23 protein-coding genes are annotated in these 22,602 nt (G+C 37.6%); 18 read left to right on the plus strand and 5 right to left on the minus strand.

Annotated features, from left to right (window positions below; translation table 11 throughout):
- Positions 1 to 117: 117 nt before the first annotated feature.
- Positions 118 to 1,173, minus strand: a complete 1,056-nt coding sequence (locus tag NF867_RS15705) for a LacI family DNA-binding transcriptional regulator (protein ID WP_252589334.1) — start codon at positions 1,171 to 1,173, stop codon at positions 118 to 120.
- Positions 1,174 to 1,856: 683 nt separating this feature from the next.
- On the opposite strand from NF867_RS15705, the gene NF867_RS15710 reads away from it, so the two are divergent.
- Complete coding sequence (locus NF867_RS15710; RefSeq protein ID WP_252589335.1) at positions 1,857 to 4,793, plus strand: M16 family metallopeptidase; 2,937 nt, start codon at positions 1,857 to 1,859, stop codon at positions 4,791 to 4,793.
- A gap of 108 nt (positions 4,794 to 4,901) precedes the next feature.
- The gene (locus tag NF867_RS15715; RefSeq protein ID WP_252589336.1) at positions 4,902 to 5,603 is read left to right on the plus strand and encodes a potassium channel family protein; all 702 of its coding nucleotides are present in this window, start codon (positions 4,902 to 4,904) and stop codon (positions 5,601 to 5,603) included.
- Here the strand turns inward: NF867_RS15715 and NF867_RS15720 are convergent, their stop codons facing one another.
- Positions 5,604 to 6,053, minus strand: a complete 450-nt coding sequence (locus NF867_RS15720; RefSeq protein WP_252589337.1) for a 3-oxoacyl-ACP synthase — start codon at positions 6,051 to 6,053, stop codon at positions 5,604 to 5,606.
- Between the two features lie 125 nt (positions 6,054 to 6,178).
- Here NF867_RS15720 and NF867_RS15725 point away from each other — a divergent pair, with 125 nt between their 5' ends.
- The 6 genes from NF867_RS15725 (at position 6,179) to NF867_RS15750 (ending at position 11,211) form a co-directional block, all read left to right on the plus strand.
- A complete protein-coding gene (locus NF867_RS15725) occupies positions 6,179 to 7,006 on the plus strand; it encodes an alpha/beta fold hydrolase (RefSeq protein ID WP_252589338.1) in 828 nt (275 codons plus the stop codon).
- Entirely contained in the window at positions 7,006 to 7,644 is a 639-nt protein-coding gene (locus NF867_RS15730; RefSeq protein ID WP_252589339.1) for a 1-acyl-sn-glycerol-3-phosphate acyltransferase, read from the plus strand. Before NF867_RS15725 ends, NF867_RS15730 begins: the two co-directional genes overlap by 1 nt.
- A 148-nt stretch (positions 7,645 to 7,792) precedes the next feature.
- Positions 7,793 to 8,257 carry a hypothetical protein gene (locus tag NF867_RS15735; protein WP_252589340.1) on the plus strand — a complete coding sequence of 155 codons (465 nt, stop codon included), beginning with the start codon at positions 7,793 to 7,795 and terminating at the stop codon, positions 8,255 to 8,257.
- Complete coding sequence (locus NF867_RS15740; RefSeq protein ID WP_252589341.1) at positions 8,254 to 9,036, plus strand: S1 family peptidase; 783 nt, start codon at positions 8,254 to 8,256, stop codon at positions 9,034 to 9,036. Before NF867_RS15735 ends, NF867_RS15740 begins: the two co-directional genes overlap by 4 nt.
- Positions 9,037 to 9,258: 222 nt before the next feature.
- Positions 9,259 to 9,969, plus strand: a complete 711-nt coding sequence (locus NF867_RS15745) for a hypothetical protein (protein WP_252589342.1) — start codon at positions 9,259 to 9,261, stop codon at positions 9,967 to 9,969.
- Between the two features lie 219 nt (positions 9,970 to 10,188).
- A complete protein-coding gene (locus tag NF867_RS15750) occupies positions 10,189 to 11,211 on the plus strand; it encodes an AraC family transcriptional regulator (RefSeq protein ID WP_252589343.1) in 1,023 nt (340 codons plus the stop codon).
- A gap of 5 nt (positions 11,212 to 11,216) precedes the next feature.
- Here NF867_RS15750 and NF867_RS15755 read toward each other — a convergent pair whose 3' ends face one another.
- Together NF867_RS15755 and NF867_RS15760 are read right to left on the minus strand one after the other, a co-directional pair.
- Positions 11,217 to 12,110, minus strand: a complete 894-nt coding sequence (locus NF867_RS15755) for a c-type cytochrome (protein ID WP_252589344.1) — start codon at positions 12,108 to 12,110, stop codon at positions 11,217 to 11,219.
- Positions 12,097 to 12,837 carry a hypothetical protein gene (locus NF867_RS15760; RefSeq protein WP_252589345.1) on the minus strand — a complete coding sequence of 247 codons (741 nt, stop codon included), beginning with the start codon at positions 12,835 to 12,837 and terminating at the stop codon, positions 12,097 to 12,099. Before NF867_RS15760 ends, NF867_RS15755 begins: the two co-directional genes overlap by 14 nt.
- A 282-nt stretch (positions 12,838 to 13,119) precedes the next feature.
- Here NF867_RS15760 and NF867_RS15765 point away from each other — a divergent pair, with 282 nt between their 5' ends.
- From NF867_RS15765 to NF867_RS15795, 7 genes are all read left to right on the plus strand, one after another.
- Positions 13,120 to 13,554 carry a DUF6438 domain-containing protein gene (locus NF867_RS15765; protein ID WP_252589346.1) on the plus strand — a complete coding sequence of 145 codons (435 nt, stop codon included), beginning with the start codon at positions 13,120 to 13,122 and terminating at the stop codon, positions 13,552 to 13,554.
- Between the two features lie 221 nt (positions 13,555 to 13,775).
- Positions 13,776 to 14,219 carry a hypothetical protein gene (locus NF867_RS15770; RefSeq protein ID WP_252589347.1) on the plus strand — a complete coding sequence of 148 codons (444 nt, stop codon included), beginning with the start codon at positions 13,776 to 13,778 and terminating at the stop codon, positions 14,217 to 14,219.
- Between the two features lie 232 nt (positions 14,220 to 14,451).
- Entirely contained in the window at positions 14,452 to 14,889 is a 438-nt protein-coding gene (locus NF867_RS15775) for a hypothetical protein (protein ID WP_252589348.1), read from the plus strand.
- 134 nt (positions 14,890 to 15,023) lie between these two features.
- On the plus strand, positions 15,024 to 15,578 hold the full coding sequence (locus NF867_RS15780) for a hypothetical protein (RefSeq protein ID WP_252589349.1): 555 nt from the start codon (positions 15,024 to 15,026) through the stop codon (positions 15,576 to 15,578).
- Between the two features lie 242 nt (positions 15,579 to 15,820).
- Positions 15,821 to 16,600: a hypothetical protein gene (locus NF867_RS15785; RefSeq protein WP_252589350.1), complete on the plus strand. Its 780-nt coding sequence runs from the start codon at positions 15,821 to 15,823 to the stop codon at positions 16,598 to 16,600.
- A 133-nt stretch (positions 16,601 to 16,733) separates the two neighbouring features.
- Entirely contained in the window at positions 16,734 to 17,084 is a 351-nt protein-coding gene (locus NF867_RS15790) for a hypothetical protein (protein WP_252589351.1), read from the plus strand.
- 168 nt (positions 17,085 to 17,252) lie between these two features.
- Positions 17,253 to 17,636, plus strand: a complete 384-nt coding sequence (locus NF867_RS15795; protein WP_252589352.1) for a hypothetical protein — start codon at positions 17,253 to 17,255, stop codon at positions 17,634 to 17,636.
- A gap of 408 nt (positions 17,637 to 18,044) precedes the next feature.
- On the opposite strand, the gene NF867_RS15800 is transcribed toward NF867_RS15795, so the two are convergent.
- Positions 18,045 to 19,772, minus strand: coding sequence for a tetratricopeptide repeat protein (locus NF867_RS15800; protein ID WP_252589353.1), 1,728 nt, complete (start codon positions 19,770 to 19,772; stop codon positions 18,045 to 18,047).
- A gap of 354 nt (positions 19,773 to 20,126) precedes the next feature.
- Between NF867_RS15800 and NF867_RS15805 the strand changes: the two genes are divergently transcribed.
- The 3 genes from NF867_RS15805 to NF867_RS15815 all read left to right on the plus strand — a co-directional run bounded on the left by NF867_RS15805 (position 20,127) and on the right by NF867_RS15815 (position 22,287).
- Complete coding sequence (locus NF867_RS15805) at positions 20,127 to 20,630, plus strand: methyltransferase family protein (RefSeq protein WP_252589354.1); 504 nt, start codon at positions 20,127 to 20,129, stop codon at positions 20,628 to 20,630.
- Between the two features lies 1 nt (position 20,631).
- Entirely contained in the window at positions 20,632 to 21,240 is a 609-nt protein-coding gene (locus tag NF867_RS15810) for a YdeI/OmpD-associated family protein (protein ID WP_252589355.1), read from the plus strand.
- Between the two features lie 111 nt (positions 21,241 to 21,351).
- Positions 21,352 to 22,287 (plus strand): NAD(P)H-binding protein, encoded by a 936-nt coding sequence (locus NF867_RS15815; protein ID WP_252589356.1) that lies wholly within the window; start codon positions 21,352 to 21,354, stop codon positions 22,285 to 22,287.
- The last annotated feature ends 315 nt before the right edge of the window (positions 22,288 to 22,602 follow it).

Here is a 22,602-nt window from a genome sequence, read left to right on the forward strand (position 1 = left end):
AGTCGACAGTTAGGAGTTCCAGTCTGTAGTCTGCAATTGTTTAACATCAGCGGTCGCTAGTCAGCAGTCGACTAAATATTGAATACTGCCGACTGAGTACAGCCGACTGGGTACTGTTTACTGCGTACTGGATATTGGCGACTGATTAATGAATACCGTCAATCCGCTAGACTCTCTTTCAACCAGCAGTGGCTCCAGCACAATTTGCTCGGGAATACTGGTGTAAAAGTTCTGGCTCTTATGCAATTTTAAAAATAAGCGAGCTACTTCTTCTCCCATAAGCACACTTTGTTGATCGATAGTACTCAACGAAGGAGAGATGTAAGCGCCAAACGCTTCGTTGGCAAAGCCGATTACCTTAACTTGTTCGGGTACGTTAACTCCATGTGACTTTAATTGTTGCATTACCCCTAAAGCAGTATAATCCTCAAAGGCAAATACGCCGTCAAATGCTTCATTAGTGTTATATAACTGTTCAATACAGCGTCGGCCAAGCTCAATGGATGGTTTCCCGTAAAAAATCAAGTCTTCATTAATAGGTAGGTTATAGTGATTCAACGCATCTTTATAACCTTGTAAACGCTCCCTGAAGCTTTTTACATCGAGGTTGGCTGAAATATGTACAATGTTTTTGCAGTTATGCTTAATTAAATGTTCGGCAGCTAAAAAGCCTCCACGATAATCGTCGATACGAACAGTAGGAACGCCTAGCTCTTCAACCGCACGATCGAACAGCAGGAGGGGAATGTCATTTTTCTTGATGTCTTCATAATGACTAAAGTCGGTGGTTTCCATAGCTACCGAAGCGAAGATACCCTCTACCCGCGATTGCATAAACGTTTCAATGCCCTTTGTTTCATGTGAAAACGATTCGCCCGATTGGTAAAGTAAAATGCTGTAGCCGTTTTCGTTCATCACTTTTTCAATCCCTAAAATTGTTGAGTTGAAGAAGTTAGCAGCCAGGTTAGGTACCATTACTCCGATAACATTCGATCGGCCTGAGCGCAATGACGAAGCAACTTTGTTTTGTTGGTAGTTTAGTTTTTTTGCGACTTCTCTAACGGCTTCTTTGGTAGCCACACTTATTGCCGGATGATCATTCAATGCACGAGCAACGGTAGAAAAAGTAACGTTCAGCTCTCTGGCAATATCGTGAATAGTGACTTTTTTCAATAGTATTAAGCTTAGAATTTAAAAAAAATTAAAAAAGTTACAGAGAGTAAAAATGCGTAAAAAATACACTAAGGGTTAATTAAACTAAGTTTTTTAAAAAGATCAGCTTCTAAAGTGTATTGATTTCGCAATAAAATTATAGAAAAATTTTGTTTTCAAAAATTTAAGAGTAATTTTACGCCAACGTTGGCATAGCAATTAAGTTCATGACCACCAACATCTTCAGATCGGAGTAAGAATAAAAAGATGAAGAAGATGATTTTGAAATAGAAGTTTTTTAAATAAACATAAAAAAACACACTAGCCGGATCCCCTCCACCTAGTGTACGGGTAGAACAAGATTTACTGGCTGTTTTTCGGTTCTACCACAAAATGTATAACTGGCTGTTATATATCTTATTAAATTAAAACCTGCGAAGATGTCGCAGGTTTTTTTGTTTTAGGGCTGTTTAAACTAGCAATGCAGAAAAAAAAGAGACTTCTTTAAAAGCAACCTCTAGTTATTTTATCTTTGAAAGTTGATCTATTCTCTAAATATGATAAATCATTTATTGCCAGTGATTTTATTCGGATAACATTCCTGTATGTTATTTTTTACCTATTGTAACCAAAATAATATTCTAAATAATCAAGAGTAAATCTAAATTTGGCTCAATTTAACTTACTAGCCAAAATTGTATATTATGAAAATTAGAGCATTGCTGCTTTTGGTGGCATTTGCCCTTTCATTTCAATTTGCCTATTCTCAAGGCAAATATGAATGGAAACAGGCATCATCCGGGGGTTACTCGTATAAATACGTAACCAATGACCCAATGCAAACACGCTTTTACACCCTAAAAAATGGTTTATGTGTAATATTAAGCGTTAATCACAAAGAACCTAGCATTACCACTAAAATTGCCGTTAGAGCCGGTAGTAATTCCGATCCTAAAGATCACACAGGTTTAGCTCATTATCTTGAGCATTTATTATTTAAGGGTACCGATAAGTATGGAACTTTGAACTGGGCCAAAGAAAAGCCATTGATCGATAGCATCGAAAATCTTTACGAAACCTATAACTCTACAACTGATGTTGAAAAACGTAAAGAGATTTATAAGCAAATTGATAAAGTTTCGGGTGTGGCTTCAACCTTTGCCATTGCCAATGAGTATGACAAATTGATGTCGGCAATGGGAGCACAGGGTACAAACGCACATACAGCAGTTGAAGAGACTGTTTATGAAGAGCAAATTCCTACCAATGCTTTAGATAAATTTTTAACCGTACAGGCAGAACGATTCCGTTACCCTGTTTTTCGTATTTTTCATACCGAGTTAGAAGCTGTTTATGAAGAGAAAAATCGTGGCTTGGATAACGATGGAAGAAAAATGTACGAGGCCATGCAATATTATTTATTTCCAACCCATAATTACGGCCAGCAATCAACGATCGGTACTATTGAACACTTAAAAAATCCCTCTCTAAAAGCTATCCGCAAATTTTATGATCAATACTATGTTCCAAATAACATGGCTATTATTATGAGCGGTGACTTTAATGCTGATGAAGTAGTAAAAAAGGTAGACGAGCGTTTTGCTTACATGCAAAACAAACCGGTTGAAAACTATAAAGCGGCTCCAGAAGCTCCGATTGCAGCACCAATTGTTAAGGATATCTATGGCCCTAGCGCAGAGAATATGCGTATTTGCTACCGTACTCCGGCCGAAGGCTCTAACGAAGCTCTAATGCTTGATCTTATCAGCAGCATTTTAAGTAACGGTAAGGCTGGTTTGTTGGATTTGAATCTGAATAAACAACAAAAAATGCAAAGTGCTGGAACTGGTATGCTGCAGTATAAAGATTATGGAATCTTTATTTTAACAGGTTCTCCAAAGCAAGGTCAATCACTTGAGGAAGTTAAAGATCTGTTACTGTCGCAAATTGCGTTGCTTAAAAACGGTGATTTTGATGAGTCATTAATTCAGGCAACTATAGCAAATGCAAAACTTGGCGAATTGGAAGGACTTGAAAATAATGATAACCGAGCAGGAGCTTTGATGACTGCTTTCATTCAAAACCGGGGAGATGGTTGGAATAAAAGTGTTTCGTGGTTAGATGATCAGGCTAAAATTACGAAACAGCAAATTGTTGATTTCGCTAATAAATTCTTTAGCGACAATTATGTTGTTCTTAATAAGCGAAAAGGCGAGGATAAAAACATCCTGAAAGTTGAAAAACCACCAATTACCCCGGTTGAAACCAACGCTGGTAAGCAATCACCTTTTGTTGCCATGGTGAATAATATGCCTTCAGCAGCTATTCAACCTCAGTGGTTAGACTTTAACAAGGATGTTCAAAAAAGCAAAATTGGTAAGGCTGATGTATTGTATACACAAAACGCCGATAATCAATTGTTCCGTTTGTACTATAAATTCGATATGGGCAGCTGGAATAATAAATTGTTACCGTTAGCATTCTCTTATCTATCGTTTTTAGGTACAGATAAATATTCGGCTGAGCAAATTAGTAAGGAATACTACAAAATTGCCTGCAGCTTTAATATGTCTGCAGGAAATGAAGAAAGTACCATTAGTATTTCTGGTTTGCAGGAGAACTTTGATAAAGCGGTTTCGTTATTGGAGCACATTTTGACGAACTGTAAAGCAAATGATGCAGCCTTGGCAGCATTAAAAGGCCGTATGATGAAATCGCGTGGCGATGCTAAGCTCAATAAAGATGCTATTATGAAAGGCTTAAATAGCTATGCTTTATTTGGTTCAAAAAACCCGTTCAACTATACGTTCAGCGATCAGGAAATTGCAAATGTAACAGCTCAGCAATTAGTTGATCTATTGCATGATGTGATGAACTATAAGCATACTGTAATTTATTATGGCCCTCATTCCTTAACTAAATTTACTGCTGAGCTTTCGGCTTTGCATAAACTTCCAGCTTCATTTAAAACTAATACTGCTGCTGTTAGCTTTAACAGAACTAGCCAAACTGCCAATCAGGTGTTGTTTGCTAACTATGAAATGGTTCAGTCGGAGGTACAATGGTTGAGAAACACTTCTAAGTTTAATATTCAAAAACAACCAACCGTTGATTTGTTCAATAGCTATTTCGGTGGAGGTATGGGTTCTATTGTATTCCAAACTATTCGTGAATCGAAAGCCTTAGCTTATTCAACGTACGCTGTTTATGGTACCCCTGCTAAAAAAGAAGACCCTTATACAGTTAAAGCCTATGTTGGTTGCCAGGCTGATAAAATGAATGAAGCGGTAAAAGGAATGAATGAACTTTTAACAACATTGCCTCAGGTAAGCCAAAACTTTGAAGCGGCTAAATTAAGCCAGAAAAAAGCTATTGAAACCGAACGCATTACCCAAGATGGTGTAATTTTCAGTTACCTGGCTGCTTTGAAAAAGGGTATAACTGAAGATCCTCGTAAAAAAGAATACGTGGAATTGAATAAAATTGGATTAAGCGATATTACCAAGTTCCATCAGGAAGAATTGGCGAATAAGCCTTATACCTACTGTGTGGTTGCTTCGGATAAGAGAGTTAATCTCGACGACTTGAAGAAAGTTGGAGAAGTGAAAACTCTTACATTAGAAGAGATATTCGGTTACTAAGCCGACAAAAGGCCTGGAGAAATTCCAGGCCTTTTTTTATAAGTTCAGTTCCCCTGGATGCCGGCTTTTTCGGGTTCAACAGCTATTTTTGCCGAAATATTTACTTTAATGAGAAAACTCTTCTTTAAGATGGTTGATTTCTGGTCGCATGACCGGAGTTTTTCGGTAGTGTTAGGACTGCTTTTTATCGTGATCTTTTTATTAACTCCCTTAAAAAGTCTTGAAGTTCCTTTCGCTCATATCGCTTTGGAGTTTTTTCTAACCATATTGCTTATATCTGGAGTATTTGCCATTTCCCAACGCCGAATAATCAGATATCCAGCAGTTGTCTTCGGATTGGTAACATTTGTTATTAAATGGTTCAATGCAATAAATTATGATCAGGACCTAACCCGTTTGGATCTAATGTTGTCCATGATTTTCTTCTTTGGCCTATTAATCGTGATTTTGAGAAGAGTGCTGGGGGAGGGTAAAATTAATGTAACCCGTATTGAAGGAGCCATTGCAGCTTATTTGATTATAGCCATCCTATTTACTTATGCCTACCGGATTATTTATTCATATATCCCACATGCATTTACCTTTAATTTTTCGAGTGAAAGTTTAAGGGTTGATGAAATAGCCGATCATTTTTTGTACTTCAGTTTTATCACATTAACTACTACCGGTTATGGAGATATTACCGCTTTACATCCATTTGCCCGTTCGTTTTCTATGCTGGAGGGATTAATTGGTCAGTTATACCCTGCAATTCTCATTGCACGACTGGTTTCGATGGAAATTGAAGCAAGAAAAAGCGCTTCGAAATAGCTAATAAACATCAGAAATAGAATAGGTTTTTCCATTAAACTGGAATGAATCACCCTTTTTCAGTTTCATTAGTTTTGCGCCAATAGGAGAGGCTGCTGAGACTGCAAAATAATTAGCCCCGTTAATATTCAAGGCTCCGGCACTAATGGCTATGTAAAATGAACCGTTATTGGTAATAGCTAAGCTTCCTGGTTGAATAACTGCGGAAGAATGTTCAGGATTGATGGCTGTTATCACTTGTTTCAACTTTAACGCTTCGTTTAATTGGGTAGCGTTCCTATCAATCTCTTGCTGCATCATTTCACGGGTGGTTTCGTATTTGTCTCCAGCACTGCTTTTGGTATCATCAGTAGAGGCTTCTCGAGCCGAATGAATCGCCTTTTCAATTGTAGCTATTCGTTGTTCGATATAGTTTTTACAGGCGATATACAGTTGTTGTTTGATTTCCATTGAACTTGCAAATAAACGGATTTATCTATTTCAATGTTTCTTCAAAAATTAAAAGGTTGCTACAATAAGTTTCGAAAATAAATAACTTTGGCGCTTTCATTTACTTAAGGTAAACATAATACTACATGCCATTTTTTGAAACGGATCAGGTAAAATTTCATTACGAAGAGTACGGTACTGGCCACGAGGTGATGTTGGCGTTTCATGGCTTTGGAATGCGCGGTACTCAATTCCGGCATCTGGAGCCCGCTTTAGGAACACGTTATAAAATCTATAGCTTTGATTTATTTTTTCACGGACATACATCACTGAAAAATAATGCGTTGGATGTAATTCGTAAAGGAATGACCCCAATAGAGTTTGCTGCGCAATTAAAACCGTTTATTGATCAGGTAAGTAAAAGTGGTAAGATCAGTTTGTTATCGTACAGTATTGGCTCATGCCTGGCGCTGGCCTTATTGCAGGAACTTCCTGGAATTGTTGATGAGGTGTTTTTTATAGCTCCCGATGGAATAAAACCTAATAAGCTATTAAGAATCGGAGCTTCCTTCAAACCGGTTAATAACTTTTTCTGGAAATTGGTAAATAGTCCCAAAGTCGTAAACTTCTCATTAAGGCTATTAAATAAACTTAATTATATTGATGATTCTCTATGTTCAATACTCGATCGGGAATTTGGCACCACAGAAAGCCGTATGGTGAGCTACAACACGATAACCTTTAACTCAAAAATGGTTTTCGACAAGGAAAAGCTGGCTCAATTGATCAATGCAAATAACATAAAGTGCTATCTCTATTTTGGTCGTAAGGATGTGTTATTTCCGCCATCAATTGGAAAAGAGTTTTCTGCTTTGCTCGAAAACAGTGTGCTCCATATCGAAGATGATGGGCATGATTTAGTGAATCCACGATTAAACAATGTAATAGCGAATCATTTAGCAGTATATAATTAATGATTAAAGATAAACCGGTAAAAATTATACAATGGTTCTTTATAGGTGTTGAGAAATTTTTATTGCGACACTTTGCTTCCGTAAAGTACCTAAATGAACCAACAGCAAGCCAAGATAAAGGCACGCTAGTGTTGATGAACCATGTAAGTTTCCTCGACGGAGCAATTATGCACAACTTCTGCCGACGAGTATTAAAGAAAAGATTTAAGGTAATGATACTTGAAGAGCAATTGAAAGTATTTGCCTTATTAAAGTATGTTGGAGGCTTCTCGGTTAACCGCAAATCACGGAATGTAATCGAATCGATTGAATATGCTGCTAAATTATTGGATGACCCCAAAAACGCGGTAGTGATCTTCCCGCAGGGCGAATTGTACTCCATGCATTTGAATCGGATTCATTTCGAAAACGGATTGATACATGTGCTTAATAAAACAAAGAAGCCGGTTCAGATCATTTTCGCTGTTTTCCTTATTGATTATTTAGATAGCCTGAAGCCCAAGGCTCGCATTTATTTACAAGAATACACCGGGGAGAATACACAATCGGCAATGCAGGATAGCTACAATGAGTTTTACAACGACTGTAAAAAACAAAACCGAAATTTTCATAAGCCACCGGCCTGGGTTACGGAGTAGTTTGATTTTTTGCCAAATCCTTTCTTATATTCGGTCATTAAAAAATAGCGGCTATATAAATATTTACAACTAACTATTAAAAACGGGTAAGGAGTTGCCGTTAGCAATTTATTATGCGGCATTTAATAAACAGTCAACCATAAACTGAATGGATAAACAAGAAGAAAAGAAGGAATTTAAACCTGCTGTAATGTACTTTCCGACTCCTGACGTTAAAGTTGAAACATCGAAAGAAGACAACATAACAACTACACGTCAATATTCTGTTGTCGTTCCAAAGTCAGAACGTGATGACTTTATGATTCAAGTCCGAGCAAGCCAAATTAATGAAATAAGAGAAACTTGTGATGGCATAAAAGATGAGAAATTTCCAATTGCAGAAATTACTTTGTTTGTTACTTCAGCACTAATTGGTTCGACAATAAGCGCACTTTTCTCTGAGCTTAAAATTACAGATAATTGGGGCAAAATTAATTTTATTTTCTTTCCGATTATTTGTGCTGTACTAGGGACAGTTTACTTTTTTAAAAGAAAAGACAATATTAAAAATCTACACGAAATTGCTCAACAAGTATTGAAAAAATTGCCTAATCCAAACGAAGAAAAGAAATGAACATAGATAATATTAGTACTCAGCTTTTATTCACGACTTTCCCGATATGGGTGGAACGTGAAAATGGTCAAAATTCATTTGGAACAGGTTTTATATTTAACTATAAAGCAGAAGAAAATAAGTTTATTCCGTTTTTAATAACAAATTATCATGTTGTGGAAAATGCGAAGAGAATAATTACAGAATTTGTAAAAGGAGAAGATAATAAGCCTCAAACAAAAGACAGGGTAAAGGTTGAACTTGATGCAAATAAATTTCTTAATTTTTCGAGCAATGAACTCGATATATCTGCGATTCCTATTGCACCGATAATTAATCAAGTTTTACAATCTGGAAAAAACATTTTCTATCGCGTAATTGATAGTAATATAATTCCTAACAAAGAACAATTGTCTGAATTCTCAGCAATTGAAGAAATTACTTTCATCGGGTATCCCAACGGATTATATGATTCAGAAAACATGTTACCAATTGTACGGAGAGGTATTACCGCAACACCACTATGGAATGACTTTAATAACAAGAAAAAATTCCTAATTGACGCAGGTGTATATCCAGGTTCAAGTGGTAGTCCTGTTTTTATATTTAATCAGGGAAGCTATTCCACTGGAAATGGTATAACGTTGGGTACACGATTAATGTTTGTCGGTATGCTTTCTGACAGCGTTGTTCGTTTAGACAACAATACCCCTTCTTATTTTTTAGGGCTTGGAGGAGTAATAAAATCGGAAGCGCTGATTGACTTTTTAGATTCAGTAGTTAAAACAATAAAAATATAAACGCTGCATGACAGGAGTTGGATAAAAAAGTAGGTTCTGTGCTTAATTGAAGCTTTGTGCATCGTATTAAGTTTAGTGCTGGCAGACAGTCTTGTGCTTCGAAAGCACCAACTTCTTGTAGCCGAAAGTCGTTAGAGGAAATTTAAAATGACAATGCAATATGACAATAGAATAGTTTTGTTTCTGGACATTCTTGGGTTCAGAAAGCACGTTTTAGACACTATGCAAAAGGACAAAGCTTCCAATGAGCTTATTGATGATGAAATTAGAATTAAAGCTCTTTATGATACTCTTTCAAAAATGGGAGAAATCGCTGGAGTAAATGGTAATCAGGAAAAGATTAGGGTAACCCAATTCTCTGATTCAATAGTAATTTCATTTGTCGAAGATAGTCCCTCAAATGCTTCAGCTGTATTTGAAATAATATTGAAAATCATTACTCATCTTATTAGTAAAGAAATCGTTTGTCGAGGCGCGTTATCGTATGGAAAATTTATTCATGACTCAAGAATTTTATTTGGTCCAGCTCTAGTTGACGCTTATGAAACTGAGTCTAAAGCAGCAATGTATCCTCGAGTTATTATGGACAGGAAGATTTATGACTATTCAAGAATGTACCTTGATAAGAAGAATAATAAACTAGTGATCCCTGATGGTATATCAGATTATTTGAAATTAGATTTAGATGGGAAATACTATATTGATTATTTCACAGCTGCACCAAGAGTCATTAAAGACGAAACCGAATTGATTTCCTATTATAAAACTCTTCGAGAAATAATTATCAATGGTCGAAGATTTGAGCAGCCAGACTTAAAAGTAAAATACGGATGGTTGAGAATGAAGTACAATAAGTTTTTAGGCAGCGTCACCTCGGAAAACACTAGTCATAACGTCTTTGTCTATTTGAATAAGCTTAAGCAATTGAAATAAGCTTCGGCCTACATGTTTTTTGCATCAGACGGACTGATGTGAAAACTTGCTACTCCGAAACCCGCTCGAATGCAGACCCTTTGTTGTCTGAAGTGTTCAACGAAGCGTCACTTCGAAGAACATGTAGCTTCGTTGTTATTTGTCTAGGCAGTAATTATCTTAGAAATCTGGTTTCCTGTTAATACGACGAGGGAATTGTTTCCAGTACAACTATTTTATATGTCCACAGACTTTTGGGTAAGTATGCCCATTATCAGAAATATTGTTTTAGGAACCGAAGCTAGCCCTGCGCAGATCGAAAGCATTTGTCGGGCCGGTGGAATTACTCCCCAAGAACTGGAAGATGCCGGCTACAGGCTGTCCCTGGAACAAAACTGTGCCATTATGGAAGCGGCATTGACCATTTCAGGGAAAAGGAACCTGGGGCTGGAAATTGGCAAAAAAACAACTTCAGTGGTACTGGGCATTACGGGTCATTTAATGCAGACCAGTAAAGATGTTTTAACGGCGCTTGAAAGTCTGCAGCAGTTCACAGCTGCTTTTACTCGCCTGTACAATTTCTATATTGAAGTGAAGGACCAGGATCTGTATTATTATTGTGAGCCCTTGCAGGTATGGAACGATATATCGCCCGAAACCGCAAGGCATAGTGTGGATATGGCCTATGCCGGAACGCTCCATGTGTTATATCTCTTAACAGGTAAGCTGTTTTCGTTGAAAAAGGTGATGTACCGATATTCCAGGGTCAGTGATACAAGTTTACATGAGCAGCTATTCAAGTGTCGGCCCACCTTCAATGAATCCTGCAATTGCATGGTGTTTTCCATGGCAGATATGAAAACAACTGTTATTGGCTATAATAAAGAGCTGAATGAGGTGTTCAAAGCATTGTTGGAAAAAGAGATGGAAAAGGAGAGGAGTGTGGCTGACTTTAGTGCTGAGGTGAGACAAAGCATTCTTAAGCATTTTAATTATACGTTTCCGCAGTTGGAAGAGATAGCAGCACATCTGCGCTTAACACCACGAACACTGCAGCGTAAACTAAAAATAGAAAACACCAGCTTCAGGGTATTGAGCGATAACATTAAGCATGAGCTGGCGTGTAGCTTGTTGCGCAGCGAAAAACTTACGATAGCTCAAATTTCCTATAAGCTGGGTTATACTGAACCAAGCACCTTTCAAAGGGCCTTTCGCGAATGGACCGGCACATCTCCTAACGCTTATCGAAAAGCATTAATTTAATGGCATTAATGCTTATCCCGGATTTGTTGCAGGTACATGAAAATAGATTTAAGCTCTTCGTCAGTAAAATGGCCAATTGATTTCCATGGCATATAATTATTATTCAATTCTTTTCCCTCAGGTGTTTTTCCATTTCTAATGGTGGCGATGAATGCCTGCTCGTTCCAGTTTCCTACATTTCCATCGCCGGTAATATTGGGTACCGGCGGAAAACCAGGCGCCAAAGGGCCTCCTCCTTTCATGTCGGGCCGGTGACAACCCTGGCAGCCCGAAGACAAATATTGCCCATAAGTTACGCCCGTTTTTTCTTCCAACTTTTGTGTATGGAGGGCACGGTGATCGATCTTTTCTGCAGGTAGTACGGTAACCTGGTTCATGACCATTAACAGCCGTCCTATCGGACCTATCGAATGAAGTTTTTCCTGCGAAGAGGCAACAGGGGCCAGTTGCTTGCAATAAGCGATCAGGTTGGCCAGGTCTTCATTGGTGAGGTTGTTGATCTCATGCGATGGCATCATAAATAATGACCTGCCGTTTTTGTCTACACCATGCCTAAGTACACGCAGCCAGTCGGACGTTTTAAAAGCTGCAATTCCGCCATTGCCTTTCGTTAAGTTAGGTGCTGTAAGTTGCATTAGCATTTTATCATTCATAAACAGGCTGCCTTCTCCCTTTTCTCCATGACAATCCTGGCAGCTTCTGATTTTATACAGATGTTCTCCTTTTGCTATCGATAATGAATCGGTGGGAATGCTGATCGCTGCATCTGTATAGGAATACTGCTTTTGGATCCGTCGTTGACTCAAATTATAGATAACAAGATAGGCGATTGCGAGCACCAGCAATAGGGAGATAATAGTGATCTTTGACCATTTCAGTAATTTCTTAAGCAGTTTCATGGGTAGCATATGGTAGTGAATGGTGAGGAGTATCAGCTGCTTGTTTCATCGATTTTTTTAGTAGGAATATCCCAATGATGATTGGCCATATAATTCCAAGTATCAGGTATACGTTCATGCCTGCTTCGGATAGTAGAGTTAGGTTGAACATATTACCCAATGCATCCGATAAAGTACTTATTCCGGCAATAAACGTTAGTACTCCCAGGCTCTTGTTTTCACTGTAGATCAGTTTGCCTAAACCCATCCACCATACAGCTGCAAATAGAACTTCTAAAATGTTCCACATACCCACAGTAACCATGGTTGTAATAGCTTTGAACAGGTTACTGATCATCATTTTGTTTTCAGGGTTAGCCGATGCATAATCAGTTAATAAACTGGGCCAAACAGCGGCAAGAATAGCTGCTCCAATGGCGCCTGTAAGTACATAGGCGCAACCCGAAAAAGTGATTAGCGGAGACCACGGTGTTCTATACCTGTATTGCTGATGGAAATAGAATATTAAGGGCAGCAGCAAAAGGTAATAACCCAGCATATCAAGCAAATTGAACCATTTTACCAGTTGCATATTAGTTGCATACTTAATGGTGAGAGAAGGATCGGAGAATGCTTCAAAATGAAAGTTTACTGCCATCACCCCAACTAGCAGGCAGGCTAGTGAAAACAATCCGGCTACAATGCTAACTGCGCCAATTGCAAAGCGGTACTCAAAGAAGTTTTTCATGTTGTTTTTTTAACAAAAATGGAGGAAGCGGCATTTTAATCGGTTAACAGATGACGACAAAAAGCTGATATTTTGCGCCAAGCCGGAAAATAAGCAAAGGGAGGATTTGGACAGAAAGTCAAAATAGCTATTTTAGAGCACTAAAAACCTATACGGGTTTACTATTTAAATAAACAAACATAAAGACATATGAAATATACATGCACTCGGGGTGTATGTAAATACTAGTTGTGTGCTATTTATGGAAACCCTCAAATTCTGCATCTTTTTTGTAAAAAGAACATGAGAACATTTTATTTTTCTACCATTTTCATTTTACTTACAAGCTGTGCGACAAAGCCACTTGAGGTTTCACAAATTAACTTTAAAGCTGATGCTTGCTTTGGAACTTGCCCGATTTTCACAATGACAATTATGGCCGACGGAACTGCGCATTATAATGCAAAAATGTATAACGAAAGACAAGGTGAATTTAGCGCGACCATTAGAAAATCACAATTTGATAGTTTGAAAATCCTCATAGAAAAGGCCAGTTTTTTCAATTTGAAAAATGAATATTCCACCGATTGGACAGACCAACCAACATATACAGTGACCGTGAAGCTGAAAAATGGGCAATCGAAGCAAATTAGGGACTATGGGCCAAGTGGACCTGACAAATTGAGAAAAGTATATGATTTTATATTTTCACTAAGACAAAGTCAAAAATGGAAGTAAAACAGCACACAACACGCGCTATGCCGCAAGGTGCGGGCGATGTGCAACTTGCAAAATCCACTACGTTAAATTACTTTCGTCACGCTGGACAATGGAACGGAGTTTTCTTCGCACCTGCGTCAAGTGCCAAAACGTTAGGAGCAACCGTAAGGATAATACAGATTATGCTTGACCAAAAGTATTAGCGAAAAACAAAATACTCTATAAATTAATTTAAAAGTATGCTCAATTCAGAAATAATTACCATTACTGTTCAAAATATAGAATACAATATTTTCGTTAGCCCATTTTCTTTGCACTCCAAGCAACAATGTGACTTTAAATCTGGAAAACTTGAAAAGCTGTTTTTTTATAATGGGTTGAAGGATGATGAATATGAGACAGGGCTTCAACAGACCTCCATCGACAAAAGATTTATTTCTGATAAATATATATTAAATTATGGTCAAGACTTTGAAAAGTACTATTTAGGAAGCTTCAATGTGGACTTTGATTCAAAGACTGTTTGGCAATGGGAAGGACATGCAGATACATTTCGTGAACAAGATGCCAAAATTTTAGCTGAATCTCTATTCAATCCGAACTCGAGACGTCAATCCATAACAATGTTTACTCCCACTAAGCCATCCGACATAAACTTAAAGGCAGGCTATATGGATCTCTAACAATTAAATTGGAAAACAATTGCCTAAGTAAAAGTTCTGTATCATCACCAAAAATAAACGGCAGACCTAACACCAGGTTTAAATTATGCCCGGGTGACGTGGTTCATGTTCTGTTCTGCTTTTTATTTACTTTAGTACTTGGGCGACAAAAAAGTGCTTTCTATTCGGGCACAATATAAACCTGTAAACGTTACAGGTAACCGTAAGAACGACAATTCAACCGTTAATCGCCATGTTAAATCGCAACTTTGTTAAACAAATACCTCTTAAATTGCCTATTGCTGCTCTATTACTATTTGCGTTTCTAGGACTTTCAGTTCAGTTTATTTTTAGTTTTTTAGCACAATCTCCTTATGGCAGACATCTTGGTTGGTTAGACTTTGGAATTCCTTTTTTTATTGCAATTTCAGCTATTATTATATCTCTGTATCGACTCTTTTTAAAATCATATTCATCTACTAAATATTCTAATGTTGTAATATTCCTTATTATAAGTATTCTTTGTTATGCATTTATATTCCAATTAAAATTTGTGTTGTGGACAATTCAAAAGGTAAATGAATTGAAAATTGGCGATTTTATACTTAAAGGAACACCATCGTTTGTTGGACTTATTTGTATAATAATTTGGGTTATTAAACTTTTGAAACTTATAAAACACGACGCTTAAGACACGCTTGCCACAAGCGCGGGCGACGTGCAACTTTGAAATCAAAACCAATTTAATATCTTGCATCACGGCTGACCATTAAACGCGGTTTTCTTCGCGCCGAACGGCAAGCCCAAAACGTTGGCGCCCATTTTATGAAGATATGTTTCTCTATATTATTGATTTTCTTTTCATTTCATTTGTATGGTCAGATTGAGCCACAAAATGATTGGCCGAAATCAATTCAGACAAAGTTCAAGTCTATAGGTCTTCAAAAAAATGATACTGTCTTAGTTTATTATCAAGAGCTAGGTCCATGGACTGATCTTCCTGATTCATGTAAAAGCATTCCTTCAGTTTGGGTTTTGTGGAAAGTTAAGGGACAATATCTTGCAATAGAATTATTGTGTGAATCATTAAAAACAAGCAATACAAAGATTATATCATCTAAACCATTTGATTGTTTTATAAATCACATTAAGGATTTTCAATTAAAAGATAAGTATTTGAAAAAGCATAAATTTTTACCTCCTATTCCAACTGATGGCTCATGGGAATATTTAATTTTAATAACATCAAATAATTTAATCCATTTGAACCTTTCAGAACATCAACGAATAGATCCTATTTGGAGAAAGTTTGATTGGATAAATCCAACCCTGGAAGCATTTGATAGTACAGTTAAAGAATTATATAAAAAAGAGCGCTAACACACTGGTTTTGCGTCAGGCGGGCTGAAGTTCAAATTTAAAGCATCATGCCTCTAATAAACTTTAGTAATGAATTGAAACTTTGTGCTCGAAAACCCGCCCGAACGCAAAGCCCCAAAACGTTAACTGCAATCCTCCCTATTTCAAAGGAATTGACTCCTTTGGCTAACATTTAGGGTAGGAATAAAAAATGAAAGTTGTGGATATAAAAAAAACGGTTTATTGTTGCATTAAGCCTGTAAATGAAAAACGTTAGTCAGAAGCCTATGAAACACCTTTGCGCCTTCCTTTTTTTTGTTTTAATAGTAAACTCAAAAGCGACAGCAGAGCAGTATGATAAACTTTTTGACGAAATCGTTAGTTGTAAGACTCTTTCGCAGTATTTAGATATTAAGGACAAATATTACTGTTTGCGAAAGACAAGTCACCTAGATCGTAATTTAGATTTTGGTTATCGCCAAATTATTCATGAGTTTAAATTTGATTATTCAACGTCCAAAGGCAGTTATTATAAGGGGGGCCAAATATTTCTATTGGTCAAAAATGACTCAATTGTATTTGGCAAAGTAAATCAGTTGCATTGGAGAAATACAATAGAGAAAAGCGTAGAATTTTCAGTTAATACATATTCTTTGACCCAATATCTCGAGCAACATAATACATACTACAAATGTAAATTGACTCAAAAGATGCTGCAGAAAGACCTTAGCACAATTTACTTTTATTCATTTGCTTGTGGTGATGGATCGATGACTGGGCCCAAAGAATCAACAAAAACACTAAACTGGGTTTCATTTAAAAATAAATCAGCGTTGAATAAATGGCTGCGATCAACAAATTGTGAACTTCAAGCCTATGCAGTTGATGGACTCTTAACGATCAAAAAAAATGGGGATGATTTAACTTCAAAAGAAATGGAAATTATAGAACATTTGTTAAATCGCAACAGCACAATCATAAATTGCTCTGGATGCTTGATGGGTTTAAAAACTCCATTAAGACAACTTGTAATGGGAGATTAGGCCTGCAGATGTGCAACTTCTAAATTCTACTACCTTAAATTACTTTCGTCACGCTGGACAATGGAACGTAACTTTCTTCGCACCTGCGTCAAGCGCTATTCGTTATAAGCCATTTTTGAAATCCGCAAATTCAATGCTCAAACGACTTTTATTAGCAGTTTCAATTCTAGGACTTCTGTCCTGCAATCATAATATTAAGTTTGAAAAAATAGCTTGGTCAACAAAGGATGACGTCTTGCCTTGTGCTTGCCGTGAGCAAATGCTTAAAGATTTAACGGCGCACTATAAATTGGTTGGACTAACGACTCAAGAATTGAAAAATCTTTTAGGAGAAGCGGATTTTACCGACAGTAATCTAGTATCATATGATATTATCATTGATTATGAACACGACATAGATCCCGTATATATAAAAAGATTGGACTTCGAATTAAGCAAAGACTATACTGTAAAAACATACCAAATACATGAATGGAAAAAGTAAAACGGCTTATAACACGCGCTATGCCACAAGTGCGTGAGATGTGCAACTTGCAAATTCCACTACGTTAAATTACTTTCGTCATGCTGGACAATGGAACGGAACTTTCTTCGCACCTGCGTCAAGCGCTATCCGTTAGTGGCAATGGTAAAAAACCAGCAATAATTGAAAATGAAACTACAATTTGCCTTTATTTTATTGATTGTATCTATTAGGGGCCTAAGTCACACACCTAAAGATTTGGGTCTGGAAAAATTTTCTGCTAAATGGAAAGCAGATTCTCTCGGTTTAAATGGTTTTAGAGCATCTAATTACAGTTTTCAGAAAAAAACAGCAACCTGGCTTATTAACGGAATCAGTTTTAAAGGTTTTACTGAAAATCAAGTGATAAAAATTCTAGGAAAGCCAACTCAGAGCGGTCATCATAAAGAAGATAACGGTTTAATCATGACTTACATTGTCCGAAAAAAAGGAATTGCCCCGGAAATCAAATTGCTAATCTATTTCAATAAGAAAGATCTGGTTGATGACATTACAGAATCGACAGGACTATAGATACTTGTAAATCACAATACGTTAAATTACTTTCGTCACGCTGGACAATGGAACGGAACTTTCTTCGCACCTGCGTCAAGCGCCATCCATTAACTGCAATTTTACTAACGCATGAACATTGAATTCAATCAAACCAAAGAATCACTAATCGAGTTTCATAAATACCACTTTTGGACCCTCGATTCTTTAAGTATTCCCATAGGGATCACTTAAAGGTTAAAATGAAACAGAGGTCTCTGACCGGCCAGAAGCACAAAAAAAGAATTCTTAGATTGGAATTTTCAAATGAGTTGAAATTTGGTTCTCTCGGCCGGAGAGTCCTCTGTTTCATACGCACTTCGAAGTGACCGCTGCGCAACACTTCGAAGAACATGGGACTTTCTAAAAGAATACAAGGAATTCTCCAAATCAATATATTGCTCCATTAGGCTCTCTACCACTATAGGAAAATGAGGATTTCATTTTATCCTGAATTAAATCACTCTCTTCTTTTTTGTTTTGTTTCTCGAGTGCTAACATTAATCCGCGTAGGCCCCAATAATTATCGGGATGAATTTTTAAATCTGCCTTAAAAATTTCTTCAGCTTTAGAATAATTTCCACTCTTTAATAAACTATTACCCAGGAAAGGTCTTATGGCTATGAACCAGGGCTTAGGATCATCAAACTGCAATAAATCTTCAAATGCAATTGCCTCAAGGTAAAATTTTTCTGCATCTATATAATGTTTCTGTTCTTCCGCAAGAATAGCTTTTAACATAGGAATAGCTATTCGTAAATAAGTCGATAATGTATCAGCCGATGGCTTAACTTTAAAAAAACTGTCGTGTATTAGCTGTTGCATGAACGCTAAATGATACTCAGATTCTGCATATCGGTCTGTTCTTGCGAGCGCCATTCCTTTTGCGAAATGTTGCATATAACTCCTGAGCTTGATTGAATCAGGTATAGGATTTTCCTTCAATATTTCATCCCACTTTCCATATCGCATCTTTACCCACTCGAAATAAGCTGTCGCCATTTGCGTACCTAAACTTTTGGGGTTTAACTTCTTTAAACCCTTCTTTAAACGGCTTTCATTTATGCTATTAATCATTCGGTTTTGAGCATCAACAACTCCCTCTGCTTTCTCATACGATGGCAGGTTAACAGCGTTTGATAGCTCCATCCCGAGGGGATGCCCCATATAGATATAACGCCCAGTTCCCTCGGTAAGAGCCGGGTAAATCTTCATATAATCACTGTATAACTCCCTGGCTTTTTTGTTTACCATTACTCCTTCTTCGTAATTGCCTGTCTGAACGTAAATGTGGGACGTCATATGCACCATGTGTGATATGCCGGGTGTTTTCTTCAACAAGCTTTCTGCACTTGATAGTGCAATCTGAGGCTCAGTTGATTCAATGAAATGAATAAAAAGATGATTCAGATAAGGGTGATCAGGAAATTTTTCCAACATCGAAATATACAATCTCTTTCTCTCGTCGTGAGACCGTTTATTGTTCCAGTCGACAGCTGCAATAAAAGCACCGGCTGCATCCGCATTTTCCGGAAAGTCTTTATATACTTTTTCCATGGCAGATTCATATTCCTTCAGTTTGTTGCTATCAGCCACATTCGATAGGGGATTTTTCTTCAATAGAATTGCATCAGCCTTAATAATTGCGTGCTCAAACGGAGAAGCTTTATTCAAGTACCGGCTTGCTATTTCTATAAGGCTATCAGCAATTACAGGTTCGCTTAGACTTTTGTTCCATACATATTCACCATGACACATGGCTTCTCCCCAATATAACATCGAGCAAGAAGCATCAAACGTCTGTGCTTTTTGAAAAGATGCCTTTGCTTCCTGGTTATGAAAGCTATAATACAATACCAGTCCTTGGTCAAAATAGAGTTGAGCACTATCGCTTTTTGTAGAAATAGGCAAGTGAAAGTCCCAACCACCTAATAAAGGAAAAGGACCTTTTGTTTTATTAGGAATGTATTCACCCTTATTGACTGAACCACACATCGGAATGTCTTGACTCAGATAATCCTTTGTTTCTTGAGCTGGTACCACTTTATGGCTAATTCTTACGAATGTGAAGGCTGAAAATAGAACTACACTTGCCATCACAGAAATATAGTATCTCATAAATATGCTGTTTACTGAAATTAAATAAATTTTTCTCAAAGCCGAATTCTTAGGACCAGAATTGAAATTGAAAGTATAGAATTTATGTTCGAAAGGTCTATGTTATGATTTGGAGGAATAACGGTGATTGATGGTCTATGAATAGCAATAACGAATAAGTAAAAACCCATTGTTGTCAGAAGTGGTCAACGAGGCGTCAATCAGACTGTAACTAAAACAGAGGTCTCCGACCGACCAATTGCATTAGCCAGTTTTTATTGTACTTTTTGAACCAAGCTATCATAGCGCCAATACTGAATCGTTATACGTCAACCTAATAATCCTATCGTATCTTTAGGTACTAAAAGAGATGCCATGAGTCATTCTCCGAGTTTATTAGCTCACTTACGTGATGTGCTGATCTTGCCGTTCACCATGACGGTAATTGTTCCATGGCTGATCTATAACCCATCAAAACTCTTTTTAATCGATAACGTTTTCATTGATCTTGCAGGAGGAATTATTCTTGTTGTTGGTTTAAGCATTTTCGCTTACACAGTGTTTCTGTTTAAACTGTTGGGCAAAGGAACGCTGGCTCCCTGGCAACCCACCCAAAAACTGATTGTCGCGGGGCCTTACCGGTATTGCCGTAATCCAATGATAACAGGTGTGTTTTTTATCTTAATTGGCGAAGCATTCTTGTTTCATTCTTTATCGATTATTTATTGGTCAGGGTTGTTTTTTGTTATTAATACGGTATATTTTGTTTTAAAGGAAGAGCCGGATCTTTATAAACGGTTTGGCGATGAATATGCTCGATATAAGTTACATGTTCCGAGATGGATCCCCAGGCTTAAACCTTATACTCATCAATTATAAAATGAAAAAGACAGACCCAAGGATTGACGCCTATATCCAAAAATCAGCTCCGTTTGCGCAGCCAATTTTAAATCATTTAAGAGAATTGATGCACATTGCTTGTAACGATATTGAAGAGACCATGAAGTGGAGCATGCCTTATTTTGATTTTAAAGGGGTGATTTGCGGAATGGCCGCATTTAAAAACCATTGTGCACTGGTGTTTTGGAAAGCCTCGTTGATGAAAGATCCATCAGGCCTTTTTGTTGATCGAAAAGAGGCAATGGGACATTTGGGGCGAATTAGTTCACTTAGCGACCTTCCTCCTGATGAAGTGCTTATCGCCTATATTCAAGAGGCGGTACAGCTCAATATAGACGGTGTAAAACTTTCAGCAAAAGAAAAGAATATTGCTCCTAAAGTATTGATCATACCGGATTATCTTATTCAAAAGCTTGATGAATATCCTCAGGCTTTGCAAACCTTCCAAGACTTTAACTATTCTCATAAGAAAGAGTATGTTGAATGGATTACAGAAGCAAAAACCGAGAATACTCGTCTTAAACGCCTGGATGAAATGATTGCCTTGTTGTTGGAAGGCATGCCTTATAATTGGAAATACATGAAATAAATTACTCACCGACCATAATCCACCATTTACCGATTTTATTGCCAGCTCTGCCTTGATCATGTTTTCATTGGCAGTAAACCTCGTATTTTTATATCAACAAAAACACATACTATGACATTACAAACAATACTCGGAGCCGGAGGAGCAATTGGAACTGAATTGGCCAGGGAATTAAAAAGCTATACCAATCAAATTCGATTAGTTAGCCGGAATCCCCAAAAAGTGAACGATACCGATCAGTTATTTCCTGCCGATCTTAGCGATGCACCACAGGTTGATAAGGCAATCGAAGGATCATCAATTGTTTACCTCGTTGTTGGCTTGGAGTATAAAGTTGACGTTTGGCGTAAAAAATGGCCGACGTTAATGTCAAATGTTATCAAGGCCTGTGAAAAGCATAATGCCAGGCTGGTGTTTTTTGACAACATATATATGTACGACAGGGAGTTTCTTTCTGATATGACAGAAGAAACACCTGTTCGTCCAACCAGTAAAAAAGGGGAGGTGCGGGCTCAGGTAGCCGGTATGTTGCTTGATGAAGTGAAAGCCGGAAGACTAAACGCATTAATTGCCCGTTCCGCCGATTTTATGGGTACAAAAAACAGCGTTCCGTATGAAATGGTTTATAAGAATTTGAAACAAGGGAAAGCTGCGAACTGGTTTGCGGATATAAACAAAGTGCATTCTTTCACTTTTGTAGGTGACGCGGCCAAGGGAACAGCCATTTTAGGCAATACACTAGCGGCTTATAATCAAGTCTGGCATTTGCCTACTTCTTCGACACAGTTAACAGGTAAACAGTGGATCGAGTTATTTGCACAAGAGTTACAGGTTAAGCCTAAAACAACTGTTTTACCTGGCTGGATGCTGGGCATACTGGGAGTTTTTATTCCAATTATGAGAGAGTTTAAAGAAATGCTGTATCAATACGACAGGCCCTATGTGTTCAATAGCTCGAAGTTTGAAAAGCAGTTTAACTATAAACCAGCAACCCCGGAAGAAGCTGTTAAAGCGGTGGTAAGAGCTGCTGAAGTGGCTGCCGTTTAAAATAACAAGCTTGCGTCATGTTGAGCGTAGTCAACCCTTCGACCCCGCTCAGGGTGACACAAGCCAGATGCACTTTGTACTTCTAACTTCTCACTTTGTATTTTTTTATAAATACTGCTTCAACCCTTCCTTCGTTTCTGCGATATTCTGCGTGATCTGCGGGGAGTGTATTTTCCCGCTGATCGCGCTGATTAACGCAGATATAAGGAATGTACTATGCATTTTTTAATCTTGTACTTTTGACTCTACTTTTCTGTCAGCCTGAGCGAAGTCGAAGGCCTGTTGCAATAGGCTTCGACTCCGCTCAGGGGGACT

The sequence above is a fragment of the Solitalea agri genome (genome assembly GCF_023914155.1).
Lineage (GTDB): Bacteria > Bacteroidota > Bacteroidia > Sphingobacteriales > Sphingobacteriaceae > Solitalea > Solitalea agri.

What these genes read in the sequence shown, in the direction of transcription:
- NF867_RS15760 (WP_252589345.1), bottom strand. Translation starts at nt 12,837, where the DNA reads ATGAAAAACTTCTTTGAGTACCGCTTTGCAATTGGCGCAGTTAGCATT.
- NF867_RS15795 (WP_252589352.1), top strand. Translation starts at nt 17,253, where the DNA reads ATGAAACTACAATTTGCCTTTATTTTATTGATTGTATCTATTAGGGGC.
- NF867_RS15780 (WP_252589349.1), top strand. Translation starts at nt 15,024, where the DNA reads ATGAAGATATGTTTCTCTATATTATTGATTTTCTTTTCATTTCATTTG.
- NF867_RS15765 (WP_252589346.1), top strand. Translation starts at nt 13,120, where the DNA reads ATGAGAACATTTTATTTTTCTACCATTTTCATTTTACTTACAAGCTGT.
- NF867_RS15800 (WP_252589353.1), bottom strand. Translation starts at nt 19,772, where the DNA reads ATGAGATACTATATTTCTGTGATGGCAAGTGTAGTTCTATTTTCAGCC.
- NF867_RS15810 (WP_252589355.1), top strand. Translation starts at nt 20,632, where the DNA reads ATGAAAAAGACAGACCCAAGGATTGACGCCTATATCCAAAAATCAGCT.
- NF867_RS15775 (WP_252589348.1), top strand. Translation starts at nt 14,452, where the DNA reads ATGTTAAATCGCAACTTTGTTAAACAAATACCTCTTAAATTGCCTATT.
- NF867_RS15790 (WP_252589351.1), top strand. Translation starts at nt 16,734, where the DNA reads ATGCTCAAACGACTTTTATTAGCAGTTTCAATTCTAGGACTTCTGTCC.
- NF867_RS15740 (WP_252589341.1), top strand. Translation starts at nt 8,254, where the DNA reads ATGAACATAGATAATATTAGTACTCAGCTTTTATTCACGACTTTCCCG.
- NF867_RS15755 (WP_252589344.1), bottom strand. Translation starts at nt 12,110, where the DNA reads ATGAAACTGCTTAAGAAATTACTGAAATGGTCAAAGATCACTATTATC.
- NF867_RS15770 (WP_252589347.1), top strand. Translation starts at nt 13,776, where the DNA reads ATGCTCAATTCAGAAATAATTACCATTACTGTTCAAAATATAGAATAC.
- NF867_RS15815 (WP_252589356.1), top strand. Translation starts at nt 21,352, where the DNA reads ATGACATTACAAACAATACTCGGAGCCGGAGGAGCAATTGGAACTGAA.
- NF867_RS15785 (WP_252589350.1), top strand. Translation starts at nt 15,821, where the DNA reads ATGAAAAACGTTAGTCAGAAGCCTATGAAACACCTTTGCGCCTTCCTT.
- NF867_RS15725 (WP_252589338.1), top strand. Translation starts at nt 6,179, where the DNA reads ATGCCATTTTTTGAAACGGATCAGGTAAAATTTCATTACGAAGAGTAC.
- NF867_RS15710 (WP_252589335.1), top strand. Translation starts at nt 1,857, where the DNA reads ATGAAAATTAGAGCATTGCTGCTTTTGGTGGCATTTGCCCTTTCATTT.
- NF867_RS15805 (WP_252589354.1), top strand. Translation starts at nt 20,127, where the DNA reads ATGAGTCATTCTCCGAGTTTATTAGCTCACTTACGTGATGTGCTGATC.
- NF867_RS15745 (WP_252589342.1), top strand. Translation starts at nt 9,259, where the DNA reads ATGCAAAAGGACAAAGCTTCCAATGAGCTTATTGATGATGAAATTAGA.
- NF867_RS15730 (WP_252589339.1), top strand. Translation starts at nt 7,006, where the DNA reads ATGATTAAAGATAAACCGGTAAAAATTATACAATGGTTCTTTATAGGT.
- NF867_RS15750 (WP_252589343.1), top strand. Translation starts at nt 10,189, where the DNA reads ATGTCCACAGACTTTTGGGTAAGTATGCCCATTATCAGAAATATTGTT.
- NF867_RS15735 (WP_252589340.1), top strand. Translation starts at nt 7,793, where the DNA reads ATGGATAAACAAGAAGAAAAGAAGGAATTTAAACCTGCTGTAATGTAC.
- NF867_RS15715 (WP_252589336.1), top strand. Translation starts at nt 4,902, where the DNA reads ATGAGAAAACTCTTCTTTAAGATGGTTGATTTCTGGTCGCATGACCGG.
- NF867_RS15720 (WP_252589337.1), bottom strand. Translation starts at nt 6,053, where the DNA reads ATGGAAATCAAACAACAACTGTATATCGCCTGTAAAAACTATATCGAA.